Annotated in this window: 13 protein-coding genes; 4 read left to right on the forward strand and 9 right to left on the reverse strand. The window is 71.2% G+C overall.

Annotation, left to right across the window (positions count from 1 at the left end; all coding sequences use genetic code 11):
- Positions 1 to 23: 23 nt before the first annotated feature.
- Positions 24 to 1,655 (reverse strand): L-glutamate gamma-semialdehyde dehydrogenase, encoded by a 1,632-nt coding sequence (gene pruA, locus ACWGE1_RS10025; protein WP_453420044.1) that lies wholly within the window; start codon positions 1,653 to 1,655, stop codon positions 24 to 26.
- Between the two features lie 31 nt (positions 1,656 to 1,686).
- Positions 1,687 to 2,613, reverse strand: a complete 927-nt coding sequence (locus ACWGE1_RS10030) for a proline dehydrogenase family protein (RefSeq protein ID WP_453420045.1) — start codon at positions 2,611 to 2,613, stop codon at positions 1,687 to 1,689.
- Between the two features lie 160 nt (positions 2,614 to 2,773).
- Here ACWGE1_RS10030 and ACWGE1_RS10035 point away from each other — a divergent pair, with 160 nt between their 5' ends.
- Positions 2,774 to 4,012 carry a PucR family transcriptional regulator gene (locus ACWGE1_RS10035; protein WP_453420046.1) on the forward strand — a complete coding sequence of 413 codons (1,239 nt, stop codon included), beginning with the start codon at positions 2,774 to 2,776 and terminating at the stop codon, positions 4,010 to 4,012.
- Positions 4,013 to 4,392: 380 nt separating this feature from the next.
- Here ACWGE1_RS10035 and ACWGE1_RS10040 read toward each other — a convergent pair whose 3' ends face one another.
- On the reverse strand, positions 4,393 to 4,974 hold the full coding sequence (locus ACWGE1_RS10040; protein WP_453420047.1) for a TetR/AcrR family transcriptional regulator: 582 nt from the start codon (positions 4,972 to 4,974) through the stop codon (positions 4,393 to 4,395).
- 89 nt (positions 4,975 to 5,063) lie between these two features.
- Here ACWGE1_RS10040 and ACWGE1_RS10045 point away from each other — a divergent pair, with 89 nt between their 5' ends.
- Entirely contained in the window at positions 5,064 to 6,620 is a 1,557-nt protein-coding gene (locus tag ACWGE1_RS10045; RefSeq protein ID WP_453420048.1) for an MFS transporter, read from the forward strand.
- A gap of 73 nt (positions 6,621 to 6,693) precedes the next feature.
- Here the strand turns inward: ACWGE1_RS10045 and serA are convergent, their stop codons facing one another.
- The 6 genes from serA to ACWGE1_RS10075 all read right to left on the reverse strand — a co-directional run bounded on the left by serA (position 6,694) and on the right by ACWGE1_RS10075 (position 16,506).
- Positions 6,694 to 8,283, reverse strand: a complete 1,590-nt coding sequence (serA, locus tag ACWGE1_RS10050; RefSeq protein ID WP_453420049.1) for a phosphoglycerate dehydrogenase — start codon at positions 8,281 to 8,283, stop codon at positions 6,694 to 6,696.
- A 321-nt stretch (positions 8,284 to 8,604) separates the two neighbouring features.
- The gene (gene ilvC / locus ACWGE1_RS10055) at positions 8,605 to 9,606 is read right to left on the reverse strand and encodes a ketol-acid reductoisomerase (RefSeq protein WP_453420050.1); all 1,002 of its coding nucleotides are present in this window, start codon (positions 9,604 to 9,606) and stop codon (positions 8,605 to 8,607) included.
- 133 nt (positions 9,607 to 9,739) lie between these two features.
- Positions 9,740 to 10,264 (reverse strand): acetolactate synthase small subunit, encoded by a 525-nt coding sequence (gene ilvN / locus ACWGE1_RS10060; RefSeq protein WP_030010002.1) that lies wholly within the window; start codon positions 10,262 to 10,264, stop codon positions 9,740 to 9,742.
- Positions 10,265 to 10,296: 32 nt separating this feature from the next.
- Complete coding sequence (locus ACWGE1_RS10065) at positions 10,297 to 12,183, reverse strand: acetolactate synthase large subunit (RefSeq protein ID WP_314244265.1); 1,887 nt, start codon at positions 12,181 to 12,183, stop codon at positions 10,297 to 10,299.
- A gap of 204 nt (positions 12,184 to 12,387) precedes the next feature.
- Positions 12,388 to 15,276 (reverse strand): putative bifunctional diguanylate cyclase/phosphodiesterase, encoded by a 2,889-nt coding sequence (locus tag ACWGE1_RS10070; protein WP_453420051.1) that lies wholly within the window; start codon positions 15,274 to 15,276, stop codon positions 12,388 to 12,390.
- A 282-nt stretch (positions 15,277 to 15,558) separates the two neighbouring features.
- On the reverse strand, positions 15,559 to 16,506 hold the full coding sequence (locus ACWGE1_RS10075; RefSeq protein WP_453420052.1) for a 2-hydroxyacid dehydrogenase: 948 nt from the start codon (positions 16,504 to 16,506) through the stop codon (positions 15,559 to 15,561).
- A 73-nt stretch (positions 16,507 to 16,579) separates the two neighbouring features.
- Here ACWGE1_RS10075 and ACWGE1_RS10080 point away from each other — a divergent pair, with 73 nt between their 5' ends.
- Together ACWGE1_RS10080 and ACWGE1_RS10085 are read left to right on the forward strand one after the other, a co-directional pair.
- On the forward strand, positions 16,580 to 17,587 hold the full coding sequence (locus ACWGE1_RS10080; RefSeq protein WP_453420053.1) for an aldo/keto reductase: 1,008 nt from the start codon (positions 16,580 to 16,582) through the stop codon (positions 17,585 to 17,587).
- A gap of 172 nt (positions 17,588 to 17,759) precedes the next feature.
- Positions 17,760 to 18,995 carry a PQQ-dependent sugar dehydrogenase gene (locus ACWGE1_RS10085; RefSeq protein ID WP_453420054.1) on the forward strand — a complete coding sequence of 412 codons (1,236 nt, stop codon included), beginning with the start codon at positions 17,760 to 17,762 and terminating at the stop codon, positions 18,993 to 18,995.
- Positions 18,996 to 19,004: the final 9 nt, after the last annotated feature.

A 19,004-nucleotide genomic window follows, 5' to 3' on the forward strand; every position in this document is an offset into this window, starting at 1 on the left:
GGGGTTCAGCGGGGGCGGGCAGGTCAGCCCATGTGGGGGTAGCCGTACTCGGTCGGCGCCACCAGCGTCTCCTTGATGGAGCGGGTGGAGGTCCAGCGCATCAGGTTCGACGCGGCGCCCGCCTTGTCGTTCGTGCCCGAGGCGCGGCCGCCGCCGAAGGGCTGCTGGCCGACCACGGCGCCGGTCGACTTGTCGTTGATGTAGAAGTTGCCCGCCGCGAAGCGGAGCTTCTCCATCGCGTCCGCCGCCGCGTAACGGTCCGCCGCGATGATCGAGCCGGTCAGGGCGTACGCCGAGACGGACTCCATCTGCGCGAGCATCGCGTCGAAGTTCGCGTCCTCGTAGACGTGCACGGCGAGGATCGGGCCGAAGTACTCGGTCGTGAAGACCTCGTTCTCCGGGTCGGTGCACGCGATGACGGTCGGGCGGACGAAGTAGCCCTCCGAGTCGTCGTAGGTGCCACCGGCGATGATCTCGCAGGTCGGGTCGGCGATCGCGCGGTCGATGGCGGCCTTGTTCTTGGCGAAGGACCGCTCGTCGATGACGGCGCCGATGAAGTTGGTCAGGTCGCGGACGTCACCCATGGTGATGCCGTCGACCTCGGCCGCGAAGGCCTCCTTGAAGCCGTCGTTCCAGATCGAGGCCGGGACGTAGGCGCGCGAGGACGCCGAGCACTTCTGGCCCTGGAACTCGAAGGAACCGCGGGTCAGGGCGGTCTTCAGGACGGCGCGGTCCGCGGACGGGTGCGCGACGACGAAGTCCTTGCCGCCGGTCTCGCCGACCAGGCGCGGGTAGGACTTGTACTTCTCGATGTTATTGCCGACCGTCTTCCACAGGTACTGGAAGGTCTTGGTCGAGCCGGTGAAGTGGATGCCGGCCAGCTCGGGGTGGTTCAGGGCCACCTCGGAGACGGCGATGCCGTCGCCGGTCACCAGGTTGATGACGCCCTTGGGCAGGCCGGCCTCCTCCAGGAGCTCCATGAGGAGGATCGCGGAGTGGGTCTGCGTCGGGGACGGCTTCCACAGGACCACGTTGCCCATGAGGGCGGGGGCGGTCGGCAGGTTGCCGGCGATGGCCGTGAAGTTGAACGGCGTGATCGCGTAGACGAAGCCCTCGAGCGGGCGGTGGTCGCTGCGGTTCCACACGCCGGCGGAGTTCGCGACCGGCTGCTCGGCCAGGATCTGGCGGGCGAAGTGGACGTTGAAGCGCCAGAAGTCGACGAGCTCGCACGGGGTGTCGATCTCGGCCTGCTGCGCGGTCTTCGACTGGCCCAGCATGGTCGAGGCGGCGAGCTTCTCGCGCCACGGGCCGGACAGCAGCTCGGCGGCGCGCAGGATGATCGCGGCGCGGTCGTCGAAGGACATCGAGCGCCAGGCCGGGGCGGCGGCCAGGGCGGCGTCGATCGCCTCCTGCGCCTCGGCCCCGGTGGCGTTCGCGTAGGTGCCGAGCACCGACTTGTGGTCGTGCGGCTGGACCACGTCGAAGCGCTCGCCGCCGCCCATCCGCTTGACGCCGTTGATCGTCATCGGGAGGTCGATCGGGTTCTCGGACAGCTGCTTGAGCTGCGCTTCGAGCCGCGTGCGCTCCGGGGTGCCGGGGGCGTACGAGTGGACCGGCTCGTTGACCGGAGCGGGGACCTGGGTCACAGCATCCATGGGGCTGGTAACTCCTTGACCTAGTTCTTGGCTAGTTCTTGGTGATCATCGAGCGGACGAAGAAGAGCAGGTTGGCCGGCTTCTCCGCGAGGCGGCGCATGAAGTAGCCGTACCAGTCCGTCCCGTACGCGGTGTAGACGCGCATCCGGTGCCCCTCGGCGGCGAGCCGCAGGTGCTCCTCGCTGCGGATGCCGTACAGCATCTGGAACTCGTACTCGTCCAGCTTGCGCCCGGCCTTGCGGGCGAGCTCCTGGCCGATGGCGATCAGGCGAGGGTCGTGCGACCCGATCATCGGGTAGCCCTCGCCGTCCATCAGGGTCTTCAGGATCCGGACGTACGCCTTGTCGATCTCCGCCTTGTCCTGGTACGCGACCTCGGCGGGCTCCTTGTAGGCGCCCTTCACGATGCGCACGCGGCTGCCGGCGGCGGCCAGGCGGCGGGCGTCGGCCTCCGTGCGGAAGAGGTACGCCTGGATCACGCAGCCGGTCTGCGGGAAGTCCCGGCGCAGCTCCTCGTGGATCGCGAACATCGAGTCGAGGGTGGTGTGGTCCTCGGCGTCGAGCGTCACGGTGGTGCCGATGGCGGCGGCGGCCTCGACGACCGGGCGGACGTTGGCGAGGGCGAGCTCGTGGCCGCCCTCCAGCGCCTGGCCGAACATCGACAGCTTCACGGACATCTCGGCCTTCTCGCCGAGGCCGAGCTCCGCGAGGCGCTCGATGAGCTGGAGGTAGGCGTCACGGGCGGCGTAGGACTGCTCCACCTCGGTGATGTCCTCGCCCACGACGTCGAGGGTGACCTCGAGGCCGGCCTGCGTGAGTTCCTCGACGATCGGGATGACCTGATCGACGGTCTCGCCGGGGATGAACCGATTCACCACGGGCTTGGTCACCGGGGCGGCAGAGACGATACGACGCATCTTGTCGCTGCGCGAAGCGGCGAGGATCACGGGACCCAGCACGGGGGCACCTCCAGCGGGTGGCAGAAGAAAAGCGCAATTAAAACCACCGTGAAACCTAAGGATCGCTTTGATCCTCTGCCATCGACAGCTGTCACGCATCCGTGTCCCGGATCTCATACATCTGTCTGAAGGGGCCGTCCCGGGGTGGGAGAATGTCCGCGTGAAGGGCGATTACCAGGACCTGGTGGACGAGATCTCCGCGCTGCTCGGCGCCCCGGCGACCCTGGAGAACCGCGACTTCCGGCTGATCGCCTTCGGCGCCCACGACAGCGACGACGATCTCGCCATGGACCCGGTGCGGACCCGCTCGATCCTGACGCGGCAGTCCACGGCCGCCGTCCGGTCCTGGTTCGAGGGCTTCGGCATCGCCCGCGCCACCGGGCCCGTCCGGATCCCAGCGGCGCCCGCAGCGGGAGTGCTCCGGGGGCGGATCTGCCTTCCGGTGCGCTACCGGGGCATCGTGCAGGGCTACGTGTGGCTCCTCGACCAGGAGCCCGGCAAGCCCGGGCCGGAGCCGGCGGCCCTGGACGCGGCCATGGAGGTGGCCCAGCGGATCGGGGTGCTGCTCGCCGAGGAGGCGAAGGCGGGGGCCGACCTGTCGCGCGAGTTCCTGGCGGTGCTCACGGCCGGACGGGGCTGGCAGCAGGACATGGCGGTGACCGCGCTGCGCGCCGCCCTCGGCCCGGGCGGGGACGGGCTGCACGCGGCGGTCTGCGTGGCGCCGTGGCCCGGGGAGGCTCCGGCGTCGGTACCGGGCGCGGCGGCGGTGTGCGTCGTACCGCGGCGGGCCGGGGGCGAACCGGGAGGTGCCGCCGGCTCCGGGCCCGGGGCGGAGCCCGCGGGCGACCCGGCCCTGGCGGTACTGCTCCGGCTGCGCTCGACGGACGCGCTGACCCCGGCCCTGGCGGCGGTGGCCCGGCTGCTGCCGCGCACGGCGGACCCGACGGGGTCGGGGGCGGCCGGGGGCGCCGCGGCCCCCGCGCACCGGGTGACCGCCGGCGTCGCCGACCCCGTACGGGGCCTCGCGGACCTGCCCGCCGCCTGGGAGCAGGCCGTCGCCGCCGCCCGGGCGGCCGTGGCCCAGCCCCGGCTCGGCCCGGTCGCCCAGTGGTCGGCGATCGGCCCGTACCGGCTGCTGGCGACCCTCGCCGCCGACCCGGTGGACGACCCCGCCGCCCGCACCCTGCTGACCCCGGCCCACCGCGAACTCGCCCGCACCGCCGAGGTCTTCCTGGACTGCGCCGGGCAGGCGGGCCGCGCGGCGGCGGCCCTGGGCATCCACCGCCAGACCCTCTACTACCGCCTCGCCCGGGTGGAGCAGCTCACGGGCCTCGACCTGGACGAGGGCGAGGACCGCCTGCTGCTCCACATGGCCCTCAAGGCCTCCCGGCTGGCCTGAGTCCGGCGGTCAGCCGTCCCGGCCCTCCTCCAGCGCCCTGCCCGTCGCGGCATCGACGACGATCCGGTCGCCCACCGGCCGGCTCAGCACGATCCGCACGGTCTGCGCCTGCAGCATCGCATCGCAGAGCGTGCCCGGCTCCAGGGGGCGCCGGGCAGGATCCGGCCGGCCGGCACCACCACGCCGACACCCTCCAGGACGTCCACGGCCACACCGCCGTCACAACTTCCGTGGCCCGCCGTGACGCTGACGGTCATCGCCTCCCGGGCGGGCCGCCCTTGCCCGCGCTCCCGCCCCCGCTCTCACCACGGTGACTCCCCCTCGCCCAGGGCCGATTCGGCGATGGGACGGGGCGCGCCCGGCGGTGGTTCCGGCTCCGGTCACCGGGTCTGCGAGCGGGTCATCGCCTCTGCGGCCCGGCGCATGCCCTCGGTGAACTCCTCCGCGGTGGCCGCCGATTCCGGATCGAAGAGCCACTGGATCATCAGGCCGTTCAGCAGCGCCTGGTAGAAGCCGCCCAGCGTGCGCACGTCCCGCTCGTCGAGCTGGTCCTCCGGTGTGCCGGTGAGCATCGAGATCAGCCCCCGGCGTCCCTCGGCCTGCGAGGCGGCGAGCATCGACCTCAACTCCGGCCGCTGGTCGCGGCCGAGCGCCACCTCCAGGCTGGCCGCCCAGACCGGACCCGACTTCTCGTGCTGCGCCAGCACCCCTTCCCACAGGGCGCGGAACCGCTCCAACGACCCGCCCTCGCCGTCGAGTCCGGACTGGAAGACCGCGCCCCACTCCTCCATCAGGCCGATGAATGCCTGGGTGAGCAGGGCGTCCTTCGAGCCGTAGTGGTAGCCGATGGAGGCCAGGTTGGTCCCCGAGGCGCTGACGATGTCGCGCGCGGTGGTGCGCACGAACCCCTTCTCGATCAGGCACTTCTTGGCGCCTTCGAGCAGATCTTCGCGATGTCCCATGGCCACACGGTAGCAAGACAAGCGTCCTAGACAGCAGTTCTATACATTCGTCATAGACAAGCGTTTAAGACGACTGTACATTCCTGCTCATGACGAACCCCGCCGCCACAGCGCGACTCGCCGGCCGCCGCGAATGGACCGCCTTCACCGTCCTGCTGCTGCCCCTGCTCCTGGTCTCGATGGACGTCTCGGTCCTCTACTTCGCCATCCCGGCGATCACCGAGCAGCTCGACCCGAGCGCCACCCAGCAGCTCTGGATCTTCGACAGCTACGCCTTCGCCCTCTCCGGCCTGCTCATCACGATGGGCTCGCTGGGCGACCGGATCGGCCGCCGCAAGCTGCTGCTGATCGGTGCGACCGCCTTCGGCCTCGCCTCGGTCGGCGCCGGCTGCGCAACCAGCGCCGAGATGCTGATCGCGGCCCGCGTACTGCTCGGCATAGGGGGCGCCACCCTGATGCCCTCCACGCTGGCCCTCGTCCGCAACCTCTTCCAGGACGCCCGGCAGCGCGGCAGGGCCATCGCCATCTGGTCCGGTGCCATGACCGGCGGGATCGCCCTCGGCTCGGTGCTCAGCGGAGTGATGCTGAACCACTTCCACTGGGGCTCGGTCTTCCTGATCAACGTGCCCGCGATGCTGCTCCTGCTGGTCCTGGTCCCGGTACTGGTCCCGGAGTTCAAGGACCCGGCCCCCGGCCGCTTCGACCTGCTGGGCGTCCCGCTGTCCCTGGCCGCCGTGCTGCCGGTCGTCTACGGCCTCAAGGAGATCGCCGCCGAGGGCTTCGAACCCCTCTACCTGGGCTGTCTCGCCGCCGGCCTGGCCTTCGGACACGTCTTCGTCCGCCGCCTGCGCACCCGTGACGACGCCATGGTGGGTCGGGCGCTGTTCCAGGGCCGCGGATTCGGCGCGGGCATCGGCCTGAACACCATCGCCGCCTTCGCCATGATGGGCTCGGCCTACTTCACCACCCAGTACCTGCAGTCCGTGCTCGGGATGGGCCCCCTGGAAGCCGCCCTGTGGAGCCTCGCCCCCTCGATCGTCATCGGCGCCGCGGCCCCGGTCGGCGCAGCCCTGGCCCAGAAGCTGGACCGGGGCTACGTGATCGCCGGCGCTTTCGCCCTCGCCGCCGCCGGGTTCGCCCTGATCGGCCTGGTCGGGACCGACTCCCTGTGGCTGCTGCTGATCGGCGCCGGGGTACTGGCCTCGGGCATCGTCACCGTGATGTCCCTGGTGTCCGACATGGCGCTGGCGTCGGCCCCCGCGGAGAAGGCCGGGTCCGCCGCCTCCCTGCTGGAGACCGGCCAGGAGTTCGGCGGCGCGCTCGGGATGGCCCTGCTCGGCACTCTGAGCACCGCCGTCTACCGCAGCGACCTGGCGGACTCCGAGCCCGCGGTACGGGAGACCCTGGGCGGGGCCGTCGCCACCGCCCACCGCCTCGGCGGGCCGGCCGGCGAGCAGGTGCTGGCCCTGGCCCGGGATGCCTTCGTCCACGGCATGCAGTACGCGGCCTGGGGCGGTACGACGCTGCTGCTCGGGGCGGCCGTGCTCGCAGCGGCTCTGATGCGGGGCATCGAAACCCCCGCCCCGCCCGCGGCGGAACCGGCCGGTGCTCCCGGGGCCCGCGTCCACGAGGCGACGTACAACTGATCGGTGCGGCACGGCCGCCCGAACGCGAAAGGGCCCGGGGTCTCCCCCGGGCCCTTCGCCTGCGTGGTGCCGGTCAGGCGAGGCTGACCGTGCGCGCCGAGACGGCGCCGATCTCGGTGGCGATGTCCGCGAGGACGTTCGCCGGCACCGGGGCGTCGACGGTCAGGACGGCGAGCGCCTCGCCGTGCTCCTCGGCACGGGCGACCTGCATGCCCGCGATGTTCAGACCGCCCTCGCCGAGCACGCGGCCGACGGCGCCGACCACGCCGGGGCGGTCGGTGTAGCGCAGGACGACCATGTGGTCGGCGAGCGCCAGGTCCACGTCGTACTCGCCGACGCCCACGATCTTCTGAAGGTGCTTCGGGCCCGCGAGCGTGCCGGAGACCGAGACCTCCTGACCGTCCGACAGGGTGCCGCGCACGGTCACCACGTTGCGGTGGTCCGGGGACTCCGAGCTGGTGGTCAGACGGACCTCGACGCCGCGCTCCTGCGCGAACAGCGGGGCGTTGACGTAGGAGACGGTCTCGTCGACGACGTCCTCGAAGACACCCTTGAGGGCGGAGAGTTCCAGCACCTTGACGTCGTGCTGGGTGATCTCGCCGCAGACCTCGACGTCGAGGCGGACCGCGACCTCGCCCGCGAGGGCGGTGAAGATGCGGCCGAGCTTCTCGGCGAGCGGCAGGCCGGGACGGACGTCCTCGGCGATGACGCCGCCCTGGACGTTGACCGCGTCCGGCACGAGCTCACCGGCGAGCGCGAGGCGCACCGACTTGGCGACCGAGACACCGGCCTTCTCCTGGGCCTCGTCCGTGGACGCGCCGAGGTGCGGGGTGCAGACGACCTGGTCGAGCTCGAACAGCGGGGAGTCCGTGCAGGGCTCCTTGGCGTACACGTCGAGGCCGGCGCCGGCGACGCGGCCCTCCTTGATGGCCGTGTACAGCGCGGCCTCGTCCACGATCCCGCCGCGGGCGGCGTTGACGATGCGGACGGACGGCTTCACCTTGTGCAGCGCCTCGTCCCCGATGAGACCGAGGGTCTCGGGGGTCTTGGGCAGGTGCACGGTGATGAAGTCGGCCACCTCCAGGAGCTCGTCCAGCGCCAGCATCTTGACGCCCATCTGGGCGGCGCGCGCGGGCTGTACGTAGGGGTCGTACGCGACGACCTTCATGCCGAAGGCCGACATGCGCTGCGCGACCAGGACGCCGATGCGGCCGAGGCCGACGACACCGAGGGTCTTCTCGCTGAGCTCGACACCCGTGTACTTGTTCCGCTTCCACTCACCGTTCTTCAGGGCGGTGTTGGCCTGCGGGATGTTGCGGGCGGTGGCGACGAGCAGGCCGCAGGCGAGCTCGGCCGCGGTCACGATGTTCGAGGTCGGCGCGTTGACGACCATCACGCCGGCCTTGGTGGCGGCGGAGACGTCCACGTTGTCCAGACCGACACCGGCGCGCGCGACGACCCGCAGCTTCTTGGCCGCGGCGATGGCCTCGGCGTCGACCTTGGTGGCGGAGCGGACGAGGATCGCGTCGACGTCGACGATCGCGGGCAGCAGCTCGGCGCGGTCGGCGCCGTTGCAGTGCCGGATCTCGAAGTCCGGGCCGAGCGCCTCCACGGTGGCGGGCGACAGCTCTTCGGCGATGAGTACGACAGGTTTCGAGCTCACGTGGGTCCTCACAAGTCCAGTGCGGACGGCCGTCCCGACGGCCGCAGGCGGTGGAGGGGGTAGCCGCGTGGAAGACGCACGACACTGTGGGCCTGACGCGTATGTGTTGAGCAGTGTAGTGGCGCTGACGGTCCGGATTTCCGCCTGTACGGAAGGATCACCCATCCGTGGTTGGCCGAGGTGGACAAGCCGCGCTCAGGAAGGCCGGATTCCGGATGCTTCCGCACCCCCGGCACCCCGGCCTCGCGGGCGGCCGCGGCGACTCCCGGTGATGCACGGCGGGGCCGGGGCCGCAAGCGTCCCGGCCCCGCCGACACAGGATCAGCTCTCGTCGCTGTCGACCCAGCTCATCAGCTTGCGCAGCTTCTTGCCGGTGGTCTCCAGCAGGTGGGCCTCGTCGGCCTTCTTGTACTCGTTGTACTTCGGCAGACCGGCCTTGTACTCGGCCATCCAGGTGTTGGCGAACTCGCCGGACTGGATCTCCGCGAGGACCTTCTTCATCTCGGCCTTGGTGGCGTCGGTGATGACGCGGGGGCCGGTGATGTAGTCGCCCCACTCGGCGGTCTCGGAGACCGACCAGCGCATCTTCTCCAGGCCGCCCTCGTACATGAGGTCCACGATGAGCTTCAGCTCGTGCAGGCACTCGAAGTACGCGATCTCCGGCTGGTAGCCGGCCTCGGTCAGGGTCTCGAAACCGGCCTTGACCAGCGCGGAGGCACCACCGCAGAGGACGGCCTGCTCACCGAACAGGTCGGTCTCGGTCTCCTCGGTGAAGGTGGTCTTGATGACGCCGGCGCGGGTGCCGCCGATGCCGGCCGCGTAGGAGAGCGCGAGGGCGAAGGCGTTGCCCGAGAAGTCCTGCTCGACGGCGGCGATGCAGGGCACGCCGCGGCCTTCCTCGTACTGGCGGCGGACCAGGTGGCCCGGACCCTTCGGGGCGACCAGGGCGACGTCCACGTTGGCCGGGGGCTTGATGAAGCCGTAGCGGACGTTGAAGCCGTGACCGAAGAAGAGCGCGTCGCCCTCCTCGAGGTGCTCCTTGATGGACTCCTCGTAGATCTCGGCCTGCAGCGGGTCCGGGGTCAGGATCATGATGACGTTCGCCCAGGCGGCGGCCTCGGCCACGGGGACGACCTTCAGACCCTGCTCCTCGGCCTTGGCCTTGGACTTCGAGCCCTCCTTCAGACCGACGACGACGTCGACGCCGGAGTCACGGAGCGACAGCGCGTGGGCGTGGCCCTGGCTGCCGTAACCGATGACCGCGACCTTGCGGCCCTGGATGATGGACAGGTCGGCGTCGTTCTCGTAGAACAGCTCGGCCACTGGGATATCTCCTTGGTGCGCTGGTGTTGCTCCCACCGTACGGCGGGGAACGGAATCTGAGTTTCTCGGTCTCGCTATGCGAGCAGGGCGTGTCCGACCCGGCTCACGTGTCCGCGGTGCCGGGCCGGGCGGGTCAGGCGCTGCGGTCGAGCGCGCGCAGACTGCGGTCCGTGATGGACCGGCCGCCACGCCCTATGGCGATCGTGCCGGACTGGACGAGCTCCTTGATGCCGAAGGGCTCCAGCATCTTGAGCATCGCGCCGAGCTTGTCGGAGCCGCCGGTGGCCTCGATGGTCACGGCCTCCGGGGAGACGTCGACCGTCTTGGCGCGGAACAGCTGGACGATCTCGACGATCTGCGACCGGGTCTCGTTGTCGGCGCGGACCTTCACCAGGACGAGCTCGCGCTCGATGGCGTTGTGGGACTCCAGCTCGACGATCTTGAGCACGTTGACCAGCTTGTTCAGCTGCTTGGTCACCTGCTCCAGCGGGAGGTCCTCGACGTTGACGACGATGGTGATGCGGGAGATGTCGGGGTGCTCCGTGACACCGACCGCGAGGGAATCGATGTTGAACCCGCGGCGGGAGAACAGGGCGGCGATCCGGGCGAGGATGCCGGGCGTGTTCTCGACCAGGACGGAGAGCGTGTGCTTGGACATGTGAGGCGTTCTCTCTCTCGGGCTCTCTCGGCTCAGTCGTCTTCGTTGTCGCCGAAGTCGGGACGGACGCCCCGGGCTGCCATGACCTCGTCGTTGGAGGTGCCGGCGGCGACCATCGGCCACACCATGGCGTCCTCGTGGACGATGAAGTCGATCACGACGGTGCGGTCGTTGATCGCGTTGGCCTCGGCGATGACCTTGTCCAGGTCGGCCGGGTCCTCGCAGCGCAGCGCCACGCAGCCCATGGCCTCCGACAGCTTGACGAAGTCCGGGACGCGCGTGCCCTTGCGGGGCGCGATGGACTCGCCGAGCTGGGAGCCGACCGTGTCGTGACCGGTCTCGTCGGCGTGCAGAACGGTGTTGGAGTACCGCTGGTTGTAGAACAGGGTCTGCCACTGGCGGACCATGCCCAGCGCGCCGTTGTTGATGATCGCGACCTTGATCGGGATGTTGTTCAGGGCGCAGGTGACCAGTTCCTGATTGGTCATCTGGAAGCAGCCGTCACCGTCGATCGCCCAGACCGTGCGCTCGGGCATGCCGACCTTGGCGCCCATCGCGGCCGGGACCGCGTAGCCCATGGTTCCGGCGCCGCCGGAGTTCAGCCAGGTGCGGGGCTCCTCGTACTTGACGAAGTGCGAGGCCCACATCTGGTGCTGGCCGACGCCGGCCGCGAAGATCGTGCTCTTCGGCGCGAGCGCGCCGATCCGCTCGATGACCTGCTGCGGGGAGAGGCTGCCGTCCGCGGGCAGGTCGTAGCCCAGCGGGTAGGTGTCGCGCCAGCGGCTGAGGTCGTTCCACCAGGCGGTGTAGTCGCCCGCGTTGCCCTCGGTGTGCTCGGCCTGGACGGCCTGGATCAGGTCGGCGATGACCTCGCGGGCGTCACCGACGATCGGGACGTCGACCGCGCGGTTCTTGCCGATCTCGGCCGGGTCGATGTCCGCGTGGATGATCTTGGCGAAGGGGGCGAAGCTGTCCAGCTTGCCGGTGACGCGGTCGTCGAAGCGGGTGCCGAGCGCGATCAGCAGGTCCGACTTCTGCAGCGCGGTGACGCCGGTGACGCTGCCGTGCATGCCCGGCATGCCGACGTGCAGTGGGTGGCTGTCGGGGAAGGAACCCAGCGCCATCAGGGTGGTGCAGACCGGGACGCCGGTCAGCTCGGCGAGGACCTTCAGCTCGGCGGTCGCGCCGGACTTCATGACGCCGCCGCCGACGTACAGGACCGGGCGCTTGGCCTGGCAGATGAGCTTGGCGGCCTCGCGGATCTGCTTGGCGTGCGGCTTGGTGACCGGCCGGTAACCGGGGAGGTCCTGGGCGGGCGGCCACGAGAAGGTGGTCTTCGCCTGCAGGGCGTCCTTGGCGATGTCGACCAGGACCGGGCCGGGACGGCCGGTGGCCGCGATGTGGAAGGCCTCGGCGATCGTCCGCGGGATGTCCTCGGCCTTGGTGACCAGGAAGTTGTGCTTGGTGATCGGCATCGTGATGCCGACGATGTCCGCCTCCTGGAAGGCGTCGGTGCCGATGGCCTTGGAGGAGACCTGGCCGGTGATCGCGACGAGCGGGACGGAGTCCATGTGCGCGTCGGCGATCGGGGTGACGAGGTTCGTGGCGCCCGGGCCGGACGTGGCCATACAGACGCCGACCTTGCCGGTGGCCTGCGCGTAGCCGGTGGCGGCGTGACCGGCCCCCTGCTCGTGGCGGACCAGGATGTGACGGACCTTCTTCGAGTCCATCATCGGGTCGTACGCGGGGAGGATGGCACCTCCCGGAATCCCGAAAACGGTGTCGCACCCCACCTCTTCGAGAGAGCGGATGAGGGACTGCGCACCCGTGACGTGCTCAACTGCGGCGGACTGCTGTCCGCCGGAACGGGGCCGCGGCTGCGGATGGTGGGCCCCGGTGGCCTGCTCGGTCATCGGCATTCTCTTCTCGAAGCTGAGGGTTTTACGCGGATTCGACTCTGTGCCAGTGCAACAAAAAACCCCTCGTGCCGGGAGGCAAGCGAGGGGAGCGCGTCGGGTGTGTTGAGCAGGGACATGCAGGTCCCAGCTTCAGCCGACGCGCTTTCCAAGTACGAGAATTCGGGTGCGCATGGCACTGACCCTCCCTCCGGCGGGAGGGTGATGTCAAGTAGGTGGGACGGGCGTCTCATTATGTGAGCCTCTGCGGATGGCCATCGAGCCCCCGGGGGAACCGCCGGCCAGTGCTGGTTGAGCCGCTCCGCCCGGTACTGGGAACGTACCGCGCACCAGCGCACGGCGCAGCCTGTACTCGTCGAGCGGGCCGGAAAAAGCCATTCCCTGGCCGTGTGTGCACCCCATCGCGCGCAGCGCCAGGACCTGCTCGGGAAGATCCACCCCGTCCGCCACCGACCGCATGCCCAGGTCGTTTGCGATCCGCAAGAGACCGGCGGTGATCTTGTGCAGGCGGGCGGACTCCACCACCCCCTCCACCAGCCCCCGGTCCAGCTTGAGCATGTCCACGGGCAGGCGACGCAGGGCGCTGATGGCCGCGTAACCGCTGCCGAAGCCGTCCAGGGAGATACCCACCCCGAGCCGGTGCAGGGCCGTCAGGCGGCGCTCCAGGTCGTCGAAGGGCACTCTGGGGTCGGACACGGCGAGCTCCAGCACCAGGGCCCCGGAGGGCAGTCCGTGCCGGGACAGCAGTGCCTCCACGGAGCCGCGCGGCATGGACCGGTCCAGGAGCCGCTGCGCGGTCATCCGCACGACCACGGGGACGCCGTGCCCGGCCCGGTGCCGGTCGGCGGCCTGCTCCACCGCCTCCTCCAGCAGCCAGCGCCCCAGCTCGGCGGTGCGCGAGGCGTCCTGGCCCGCGGCGCCGGGGCCGCCCGCACCGCCCTCGCTGTACTCGGCGACCCGCAGGAACTCCGCCGGGGTGAAGAGGATCCCCTGGGCCGAGCGCCAGCGGGCGTGCGCGGCGACGGCCGACACCTCGCCGGTGGCCAGCGAGACCACGGGCTGGTGGAGCAGGGCGAACTCGCCCTCGTGCAGCGCGGTCCGCAGCCGGCCCGCCAGCTCGGCCTTGCGCACCACCTCGGCCTGCATCTGCGGGGCGTACATCTCGACGCGGTCCTTGCCGCCCGCCTTGGCCCGGTACATCGCGAGATCCGCGTTGCGCATCAGGTCCGAAGGGGTGATGCCGGGGTCGGCGAAGGCCACCCCGATGCTCGCGGCCACCCGCACCTCGCTGCCGCCGATCCGGTACGGCTGGGAGAGGGTGGTGCGCAGCCGCTCGGCGATCTCGCGCACCTGGTGCTCACGGGCGCCGGCGTCGCGGTTGCCGTCCCCGAGGATCAGCGCGGCGAACTCGTCGCCCCCGAGGCGCGCCGCGGTGTCCCCGGCCCGGACCGAGTCCTGGAGCCTGCGCGCGGCCTCGACCAGCAGCTCGTCACCGGCCTGGTGGCCGATGTTGTCGTTGACCGCCTTGAAGCCGTCGAGGTCGATGAAGAGCACGGCGGAGCTGTGATCGCCCGCACGCCGGCCGTTCAGGGCCTGTCGAACGCGCCGGGTGAACAGGGCCCGGTTGGGCAGGTCGGTCAGCGGATCGTGTTCGGCGCTGTGCTGGAGCTGGGCCTGGAGCCGGACCCGCTCGGTGACGTCCCGGCTGTTGAGGATGAGCCCGCCCTGGTGGCGGTTGACGGTTGACTCCACATTGAGCCACTCGCCGCCGCCGGATTTGAAGCGGCACTCGATGCGGGTGGTGGGCTCCTCGGTCGGCGGCGCCGCGAGGAAGCGGCGCACCTCGTGGACCACCCGGCCGAGGTCGTCGGGGTGGATCAGGGTGGCGAGCTCGGTGCCGACGAGCTCCTCCGCCTCACGGCCGTAGACCCCGGCGGCGGCGGGGCTGACGTAGCGCAGGGTCCCGGTGGGCGCGGCGATCATGATGACGTCGCTGGAGCCCTGGACCAGGGAGCGGAAGTGGTTCTCCTTCTGGGCCAGTTCCTGGGTCAGCGCGATGTTGTCGAGGAGCATGATGCCCTGCCGGATGACGAGGGCGAGCACGACCGTGCACCCGGTGAAGACGACCATACGGTCCACCTTCCGGCCGTCCACGACGTTGTACAGGATGCCGAGGGTGCACACGGCGGCTGCGAGATAGGGGGTGAGGGCGGGCAGCGAGCCGGTGATCGGGCGACTGTGCGCCCGGTCCGCGCGCGGGCGCCCGGCCGGCTCCGGGCCCGGGTGGATGCGCCGGGCGCCCCAGGGTGCGTACGCGAGCAGCAGCGAGCCGGCGAACCAGCCGGCGTCGAGCAGCTGTCCGGACTGGTACTCGGCGCTCAGCAGGGGCGAGGTGAACAGGGCATCGCTGAGCACGGTCAGGGCCAGCGCCGCGATGGCGGTGTTGACGGCGGAGCGGTTGGTCTCGCTGCGCCGGAAGTGCAGGACCAGGACCATCGAGACGAGCGCGATGTCCAGGAGCGGGTAGGCGAGGGAGAGCGCGGCGCGCGGGACGCTGCCGGGGGCACCGGACTGGGCGGTCCGCGCCGCGTGGGCCAGGGCCAGGCTCCAGGAGAGGGTGAGCAGGGAGCCGCCGATGAGCCAGGAGTCGAGCCCGAGGCACACCCAGCCGGCGCGGGTGACCGGGCGTTTGGCGAGGACGAGCAGGCCCACGATGGCGGGCGGTGCGAAGCAGAGGAAGGCGAAGTCCGCGAGCGAGGGCTTCGGCACCTCCTGGCCGAGGACCACCTCGTACCAGCCCCAGACCGCATTGCCTCCGGCGCCCATGAGGGAGGAGAAGGCGAACAGGAGCCAGGCGGGGCGCTCGCGGCTGTCGATCGCCCTCGCGTAGGAGTAGCAGGAGACCGCGGCGAGTAAGCCGGCGGCACTGAGCCCGAAGTCACCCATGATCTCGGCGACTTCCTCCGAACCCCAGTTGAGGGCGGCGCCGACGGCGTACCCGCCGCTGACCACCGCGAGGAGCAGCTGCATCGCCAGGCCCCTGCCTCCGCCCGAGACGGACGGCCGGTTCAGGAGCGCCGCCCCCGGGGTACTCACCGGTCCCCCTCGCCGGCTGGTTCCGGTGCAGCCCAGTCTCGGCAGCGTCGCCTCCGGCGGCTGTGCCGCATCGGATCCTTCGTCCATTGGCCGTACATCGCCCGTCGCCCCCCAAAGTGTCCGATCACTCCCCAGCGCCATACGTTCGTGGCGCAGCCCCTTCTTCCGGACGATACACCACTTTCGTCACTCAGGGACATAGTCCCTCTACTCTCCGTTACCGCGAGAAGGGTTGTGGACACAGGGAGCATCCGGGTGACTGCGGAGCGTGGGCATCATCGGTCACTCGGTGACCAACACCGTGTGCTCCACCGGCTCCCCGGCGGCGAACCGGGTGAGCTGGCGTGCCAGCAGGCGCTTGGCCCTCGGCTCGAACGCCGAGCTGCTGCCCCCGACATGAGGTGTGATCAGGACGTTCGGGGCATGCCAGAGCGGGTGGCCTGCGGGCAGCGGTTCCGGGTCGGTGACGTCGAGCGCCGCGCGCAGCCGTCCCGACTCCACTTCCGCCAGGAGGGACTTGGTGTCGACGACGGGGCCGCGCGCCACGTTCACCAGCAGGGCGCCGTCCTTCATCCGGCCGAGGAACTCGGCGCCGGCCAGGCCGCGGGTGGCATCGGTCAGAGGTGTCACGAGGATGACCACGTCGGCCCGCGGCAGGAGCTCGGGGAGGTCGGCCAGGGCGTGCACGGGCCCGCGGACGGTGGTCCGCGCCGTACGCGCCACCCGGGCGATCGGCCCGCACTCGAAGGCCACGAGCCGGTCCTCGATGGCGGAGCCGATCGATCCGTACCCGATGATCAGAACCGACTTGTCGGCAAGGGCGTCGTAGAAGCCGGAGCGCCATTCCTCGCGGTCCTGGCCGCGGACCATGCCGGGAATGCCGCGCAGGGAGGCGAGGGTCAGCGCGAGGGCGAGTTCGGCGGTGCTGGCCGTGTGGACCCCGACGGCGTTGCACAGCCGTACGCCGGGACGCAGGTCGCCGAGGCGGCCCAGCACGTCGTCGATGCCGGCGGTCAGGGTCTGGACGACCCGGACCGCGGGCATCACCGCCAGCGGGCGCACGGTGACCTCGGGGGACTTCATGTAGGGCGTCACGTAGAAGACGCAGTCGGCCGGGTCGGCCGGGAAGGCGTCCTCGCCGTCCCAGAGGCGGTACCGGAAGGAGTCGGGCAGGCCCTCGATCTCCTCGGCGGGGAACGGGAGCCAGACATCCGGGGTCATTGCAGTCATGATCACGAGGCTATGCCAAGGCATCCGGATCAAGCCGTTAGTTTGATGGCCGGAGCCGGAGGGGGACGCAGGAGTGGAGCGCAGGTCGATCGGGGCGGGGGCGCTGACGGTGGGCGCCGTCGGCCTCGGCTGTATGCCGATGAGCTGGGCGTACGCGCCTTCGCGGCGGCGGGGGCAGGAGTCGCTGGCCGCCGTGCACGCGGCGCTGGACCTGGGGTCGAACCTGCTGGACACGGCCGACGTGTACGGGCCGTTCACCAATGAGCTGCTCCTGGGGCGCGTGCTGCGGGAACGGCGGTCCGAGGCCTTCGTCTCGGCGAAGGTGGGGCTGCGGGCGGGTGACCAGCACGTGGTCGCGGACGGGCGGCCCGGCTATCTGCGGCGGGCGTGCGACGCCTCGCTGCGGCGGCTGCGGACCGATGTCATAGACCTCTACCAGCTGCACCGGGTGGATCCGGAGGTCCCCGTGGAGGAGACCTGGGGGGCCATGGCGGAGCTGGTGGGCGCGGGCAAGGTGCGGGCGCTCGGTTTCTGTGCGCTGGGTGCCGGGGCCGGGCCGGGGGCGGGACGCAGGGGGGACCGCGGATACCGGACGACCCTGCGGCACCTGGAGCGGCTGCAGCAGGTGTTCCCGGTGAGCGCCGTGCAGGCGGAGCTGTCGGTGTGGTCGCCGGAGGCGGCCTGGCAGCTGCTGCCGTGGTGCGCGGCGCGCGGGGTCGGGTTCCTGGCGGCGATGCCGCTGGGCAGCGGGTTCCTCACGGGGACCCTCACGCCGGGTGAGGGCTTCGAGCCGCAGGACGTGCGGGCCCGGCATCCGCGGTTCACGGCGGAGGCGATGGCGTCGAACCAGGTGCTGCTGGCGGGGCTGCGGCAGGTGGCGCGGCGGCACGGCCCGGAGGTCACGGTGGGGCAGGTGGCCCTCGCGTGGGTGCTGGCGCAGGGGCCGCAGGTGGTGCCGGTGCCGGGGGCGGACCGGGCTCCCTGGGCGGTGGAGAACGCGCGGGCGGCGGAGGTCCGGCTGTCGGCCGGTGACCTTGCCGAGATCGCGGGCCTCCCGGTCGAGGTGGGAGCCTGGGACTGACCCGGGGCCGGTCCGGGTGCGCAACCGCGGCAGGACCGGGGCGGAGCCCGGGCCGGGCCGGGGCCGACCCACAACCACTCGATCGAGTGTACGAGTGGTGGAACTTCGCGAACTGCCGGAGCTGTTGAGAGAGATGGAAGGCAGGATCGGGGGACCGGAAGGGAGCAGGGCGATGCGATACGGAAGTCTTCCCGGGCGGGCGGGGGCCGAGGGCGCGGGCGGGCGGCGCCGGGGGGTGCTGGCGGCGGTCGCGCTGGCCGGCTGCGGAGCCCTGCTGGCAGCGGGATGCTCGCCGGAGGGCGCCGCGGGCGCCGGGCCGGGCGGCTCTCCACCGGGCACGGCCGCGGCCGGCCCGGGGTCACCGGGTCCGTCGGGGAGACCGTCCGCCTCGCCCGAGGCCACCGGACCTCCGGCGAAGGGGGCGGTGACGGTGACCGGTGAGGTCGCCAAGGGTCTGGAGTCACCGTGGGGCGTGGCCCCGCTGCCCGGCGGTGACCTGCTGGTCGCCTCGCGGGACAAGGGGACGATCAGCAGGATCGCGGCCGGCTCCGGCACGGTGACGCAGATCGGCAAGGTGCCGGGGGTGGCTCCGGGCGGGGAGGGCGGGCTGATGGGCCTCGCGCTGTCGCCCACCTTCGCGTCGGACCGGCTGGTGTATGTGTACTTCACCACCGAGTCGGACAACCGCATCGCCCGGCTGCGGTACGACGAGCAGAGACCTGCCGGTCAGCAACTGGGCGCGCCGGACACGGTGTTCCGGGGCATTCCCAAGGGCCTCATCCACAACGGCGGCCGGATCGCCTTCGGCCCCGACAAGATGCTCTATGCGGGGACGGGTGAGACGGGTGACACCGGGCTCGCGCAGGACAAGACGTCGCTGGGCGGCAAGATCCTGCGGATGACGCCGGACGGGGAGCCGGTGCACGGCAATCCGGAGGCGGATTCCGTCGTCTATTCCTACGGTCACCGCAATGTGCAGGGCCTGGCCTGGGACAAGGACAAACGGCTCTGGGCGGCCGAGTTCGGCCAGAACACCTGGGACGAGCTGAATCTGATCGAGCCCGGCGCCAACTACGGATGGCCCGAGGCCGAGGGGAAGGCGGGCAAGCCCGGTTTCCGGGATCCGGTGGCCGTCTGGAAGACGGACGAGGCCTCACCGAGCGGGATCGCCTGGGCCGAGGGCTCGGTGTGGATGGCCGGGCTGCGGGGCAAGCGGCTGTGGCGGATCCCGCTGGCCGGCACGGAGCAGGCGGCGGAGCCCGAGGGCTTCCTGGAGGGCGAGTACGGCCGGCTGCGGACGGTGGTGTCCCTCGGCGGGGACCGCATGCTGCTGGTCACGAGCGAGACGGACGGACGCGGGTCGCCGGAATCGGGCGACGACAGGATCCTCACCCTGACGGTGCGGTGACCGGCAAGT

This window comes from Streptomyces sp. NPDC054932, from assembly GCF_053610205.1.

Coding starts and splice junctions, on each gene's coding strand:
- pruA (WP_453420044.1), bottom strand. CDS start 1,655: ATGGATGCTGTGACCCAGGTCCCCGCTCCGGTCAACGAGCCGGTCCAC.
- ACWGE1_RS10040 (WP_453420047.1), bottom strand. CDS start 4,974: ATGGGACATCGCGAAGATCTGCTCGAAGGCGCCAAGAAGTGCCTGATC.
- ACWGE1_RS10045 (WP_453420048.1), top strand. CDS start 5,064: ATGACGAACCCCGCCGCCACAGCGCGACTCGCCGGCCGCCGCGAATGG.
- ilvN (WP_030010002.1), bottom strand. CDS start 10,264: ATGTCCAAGCACACGCTCTCCGTCCTGGTCGAGAACACGCCCGGCATC.
- ACWGE1_RS10065 (WP_314244265.1), bottom strand. CDS start 12,183: ATGCCGATGACCGAGCAGGCCACCGGGGCCCACCATCCGCAGCCGCGG.
- ACWGE1_RS10075 (WP_453420052.1), bottom strand. CDS start 16,506: ATGACTGCAATGACCCCGGATGTCTGGCTCCCGTTCCCCGCCGAGGAG.
- ACWGE1_RS10085 (WP_453420054.1), top strand. CDS start 17,760: ATGCGATACGGAAGTCTTCCCGGGCGGGCGGGGGCCGAGGGCGCGGGC.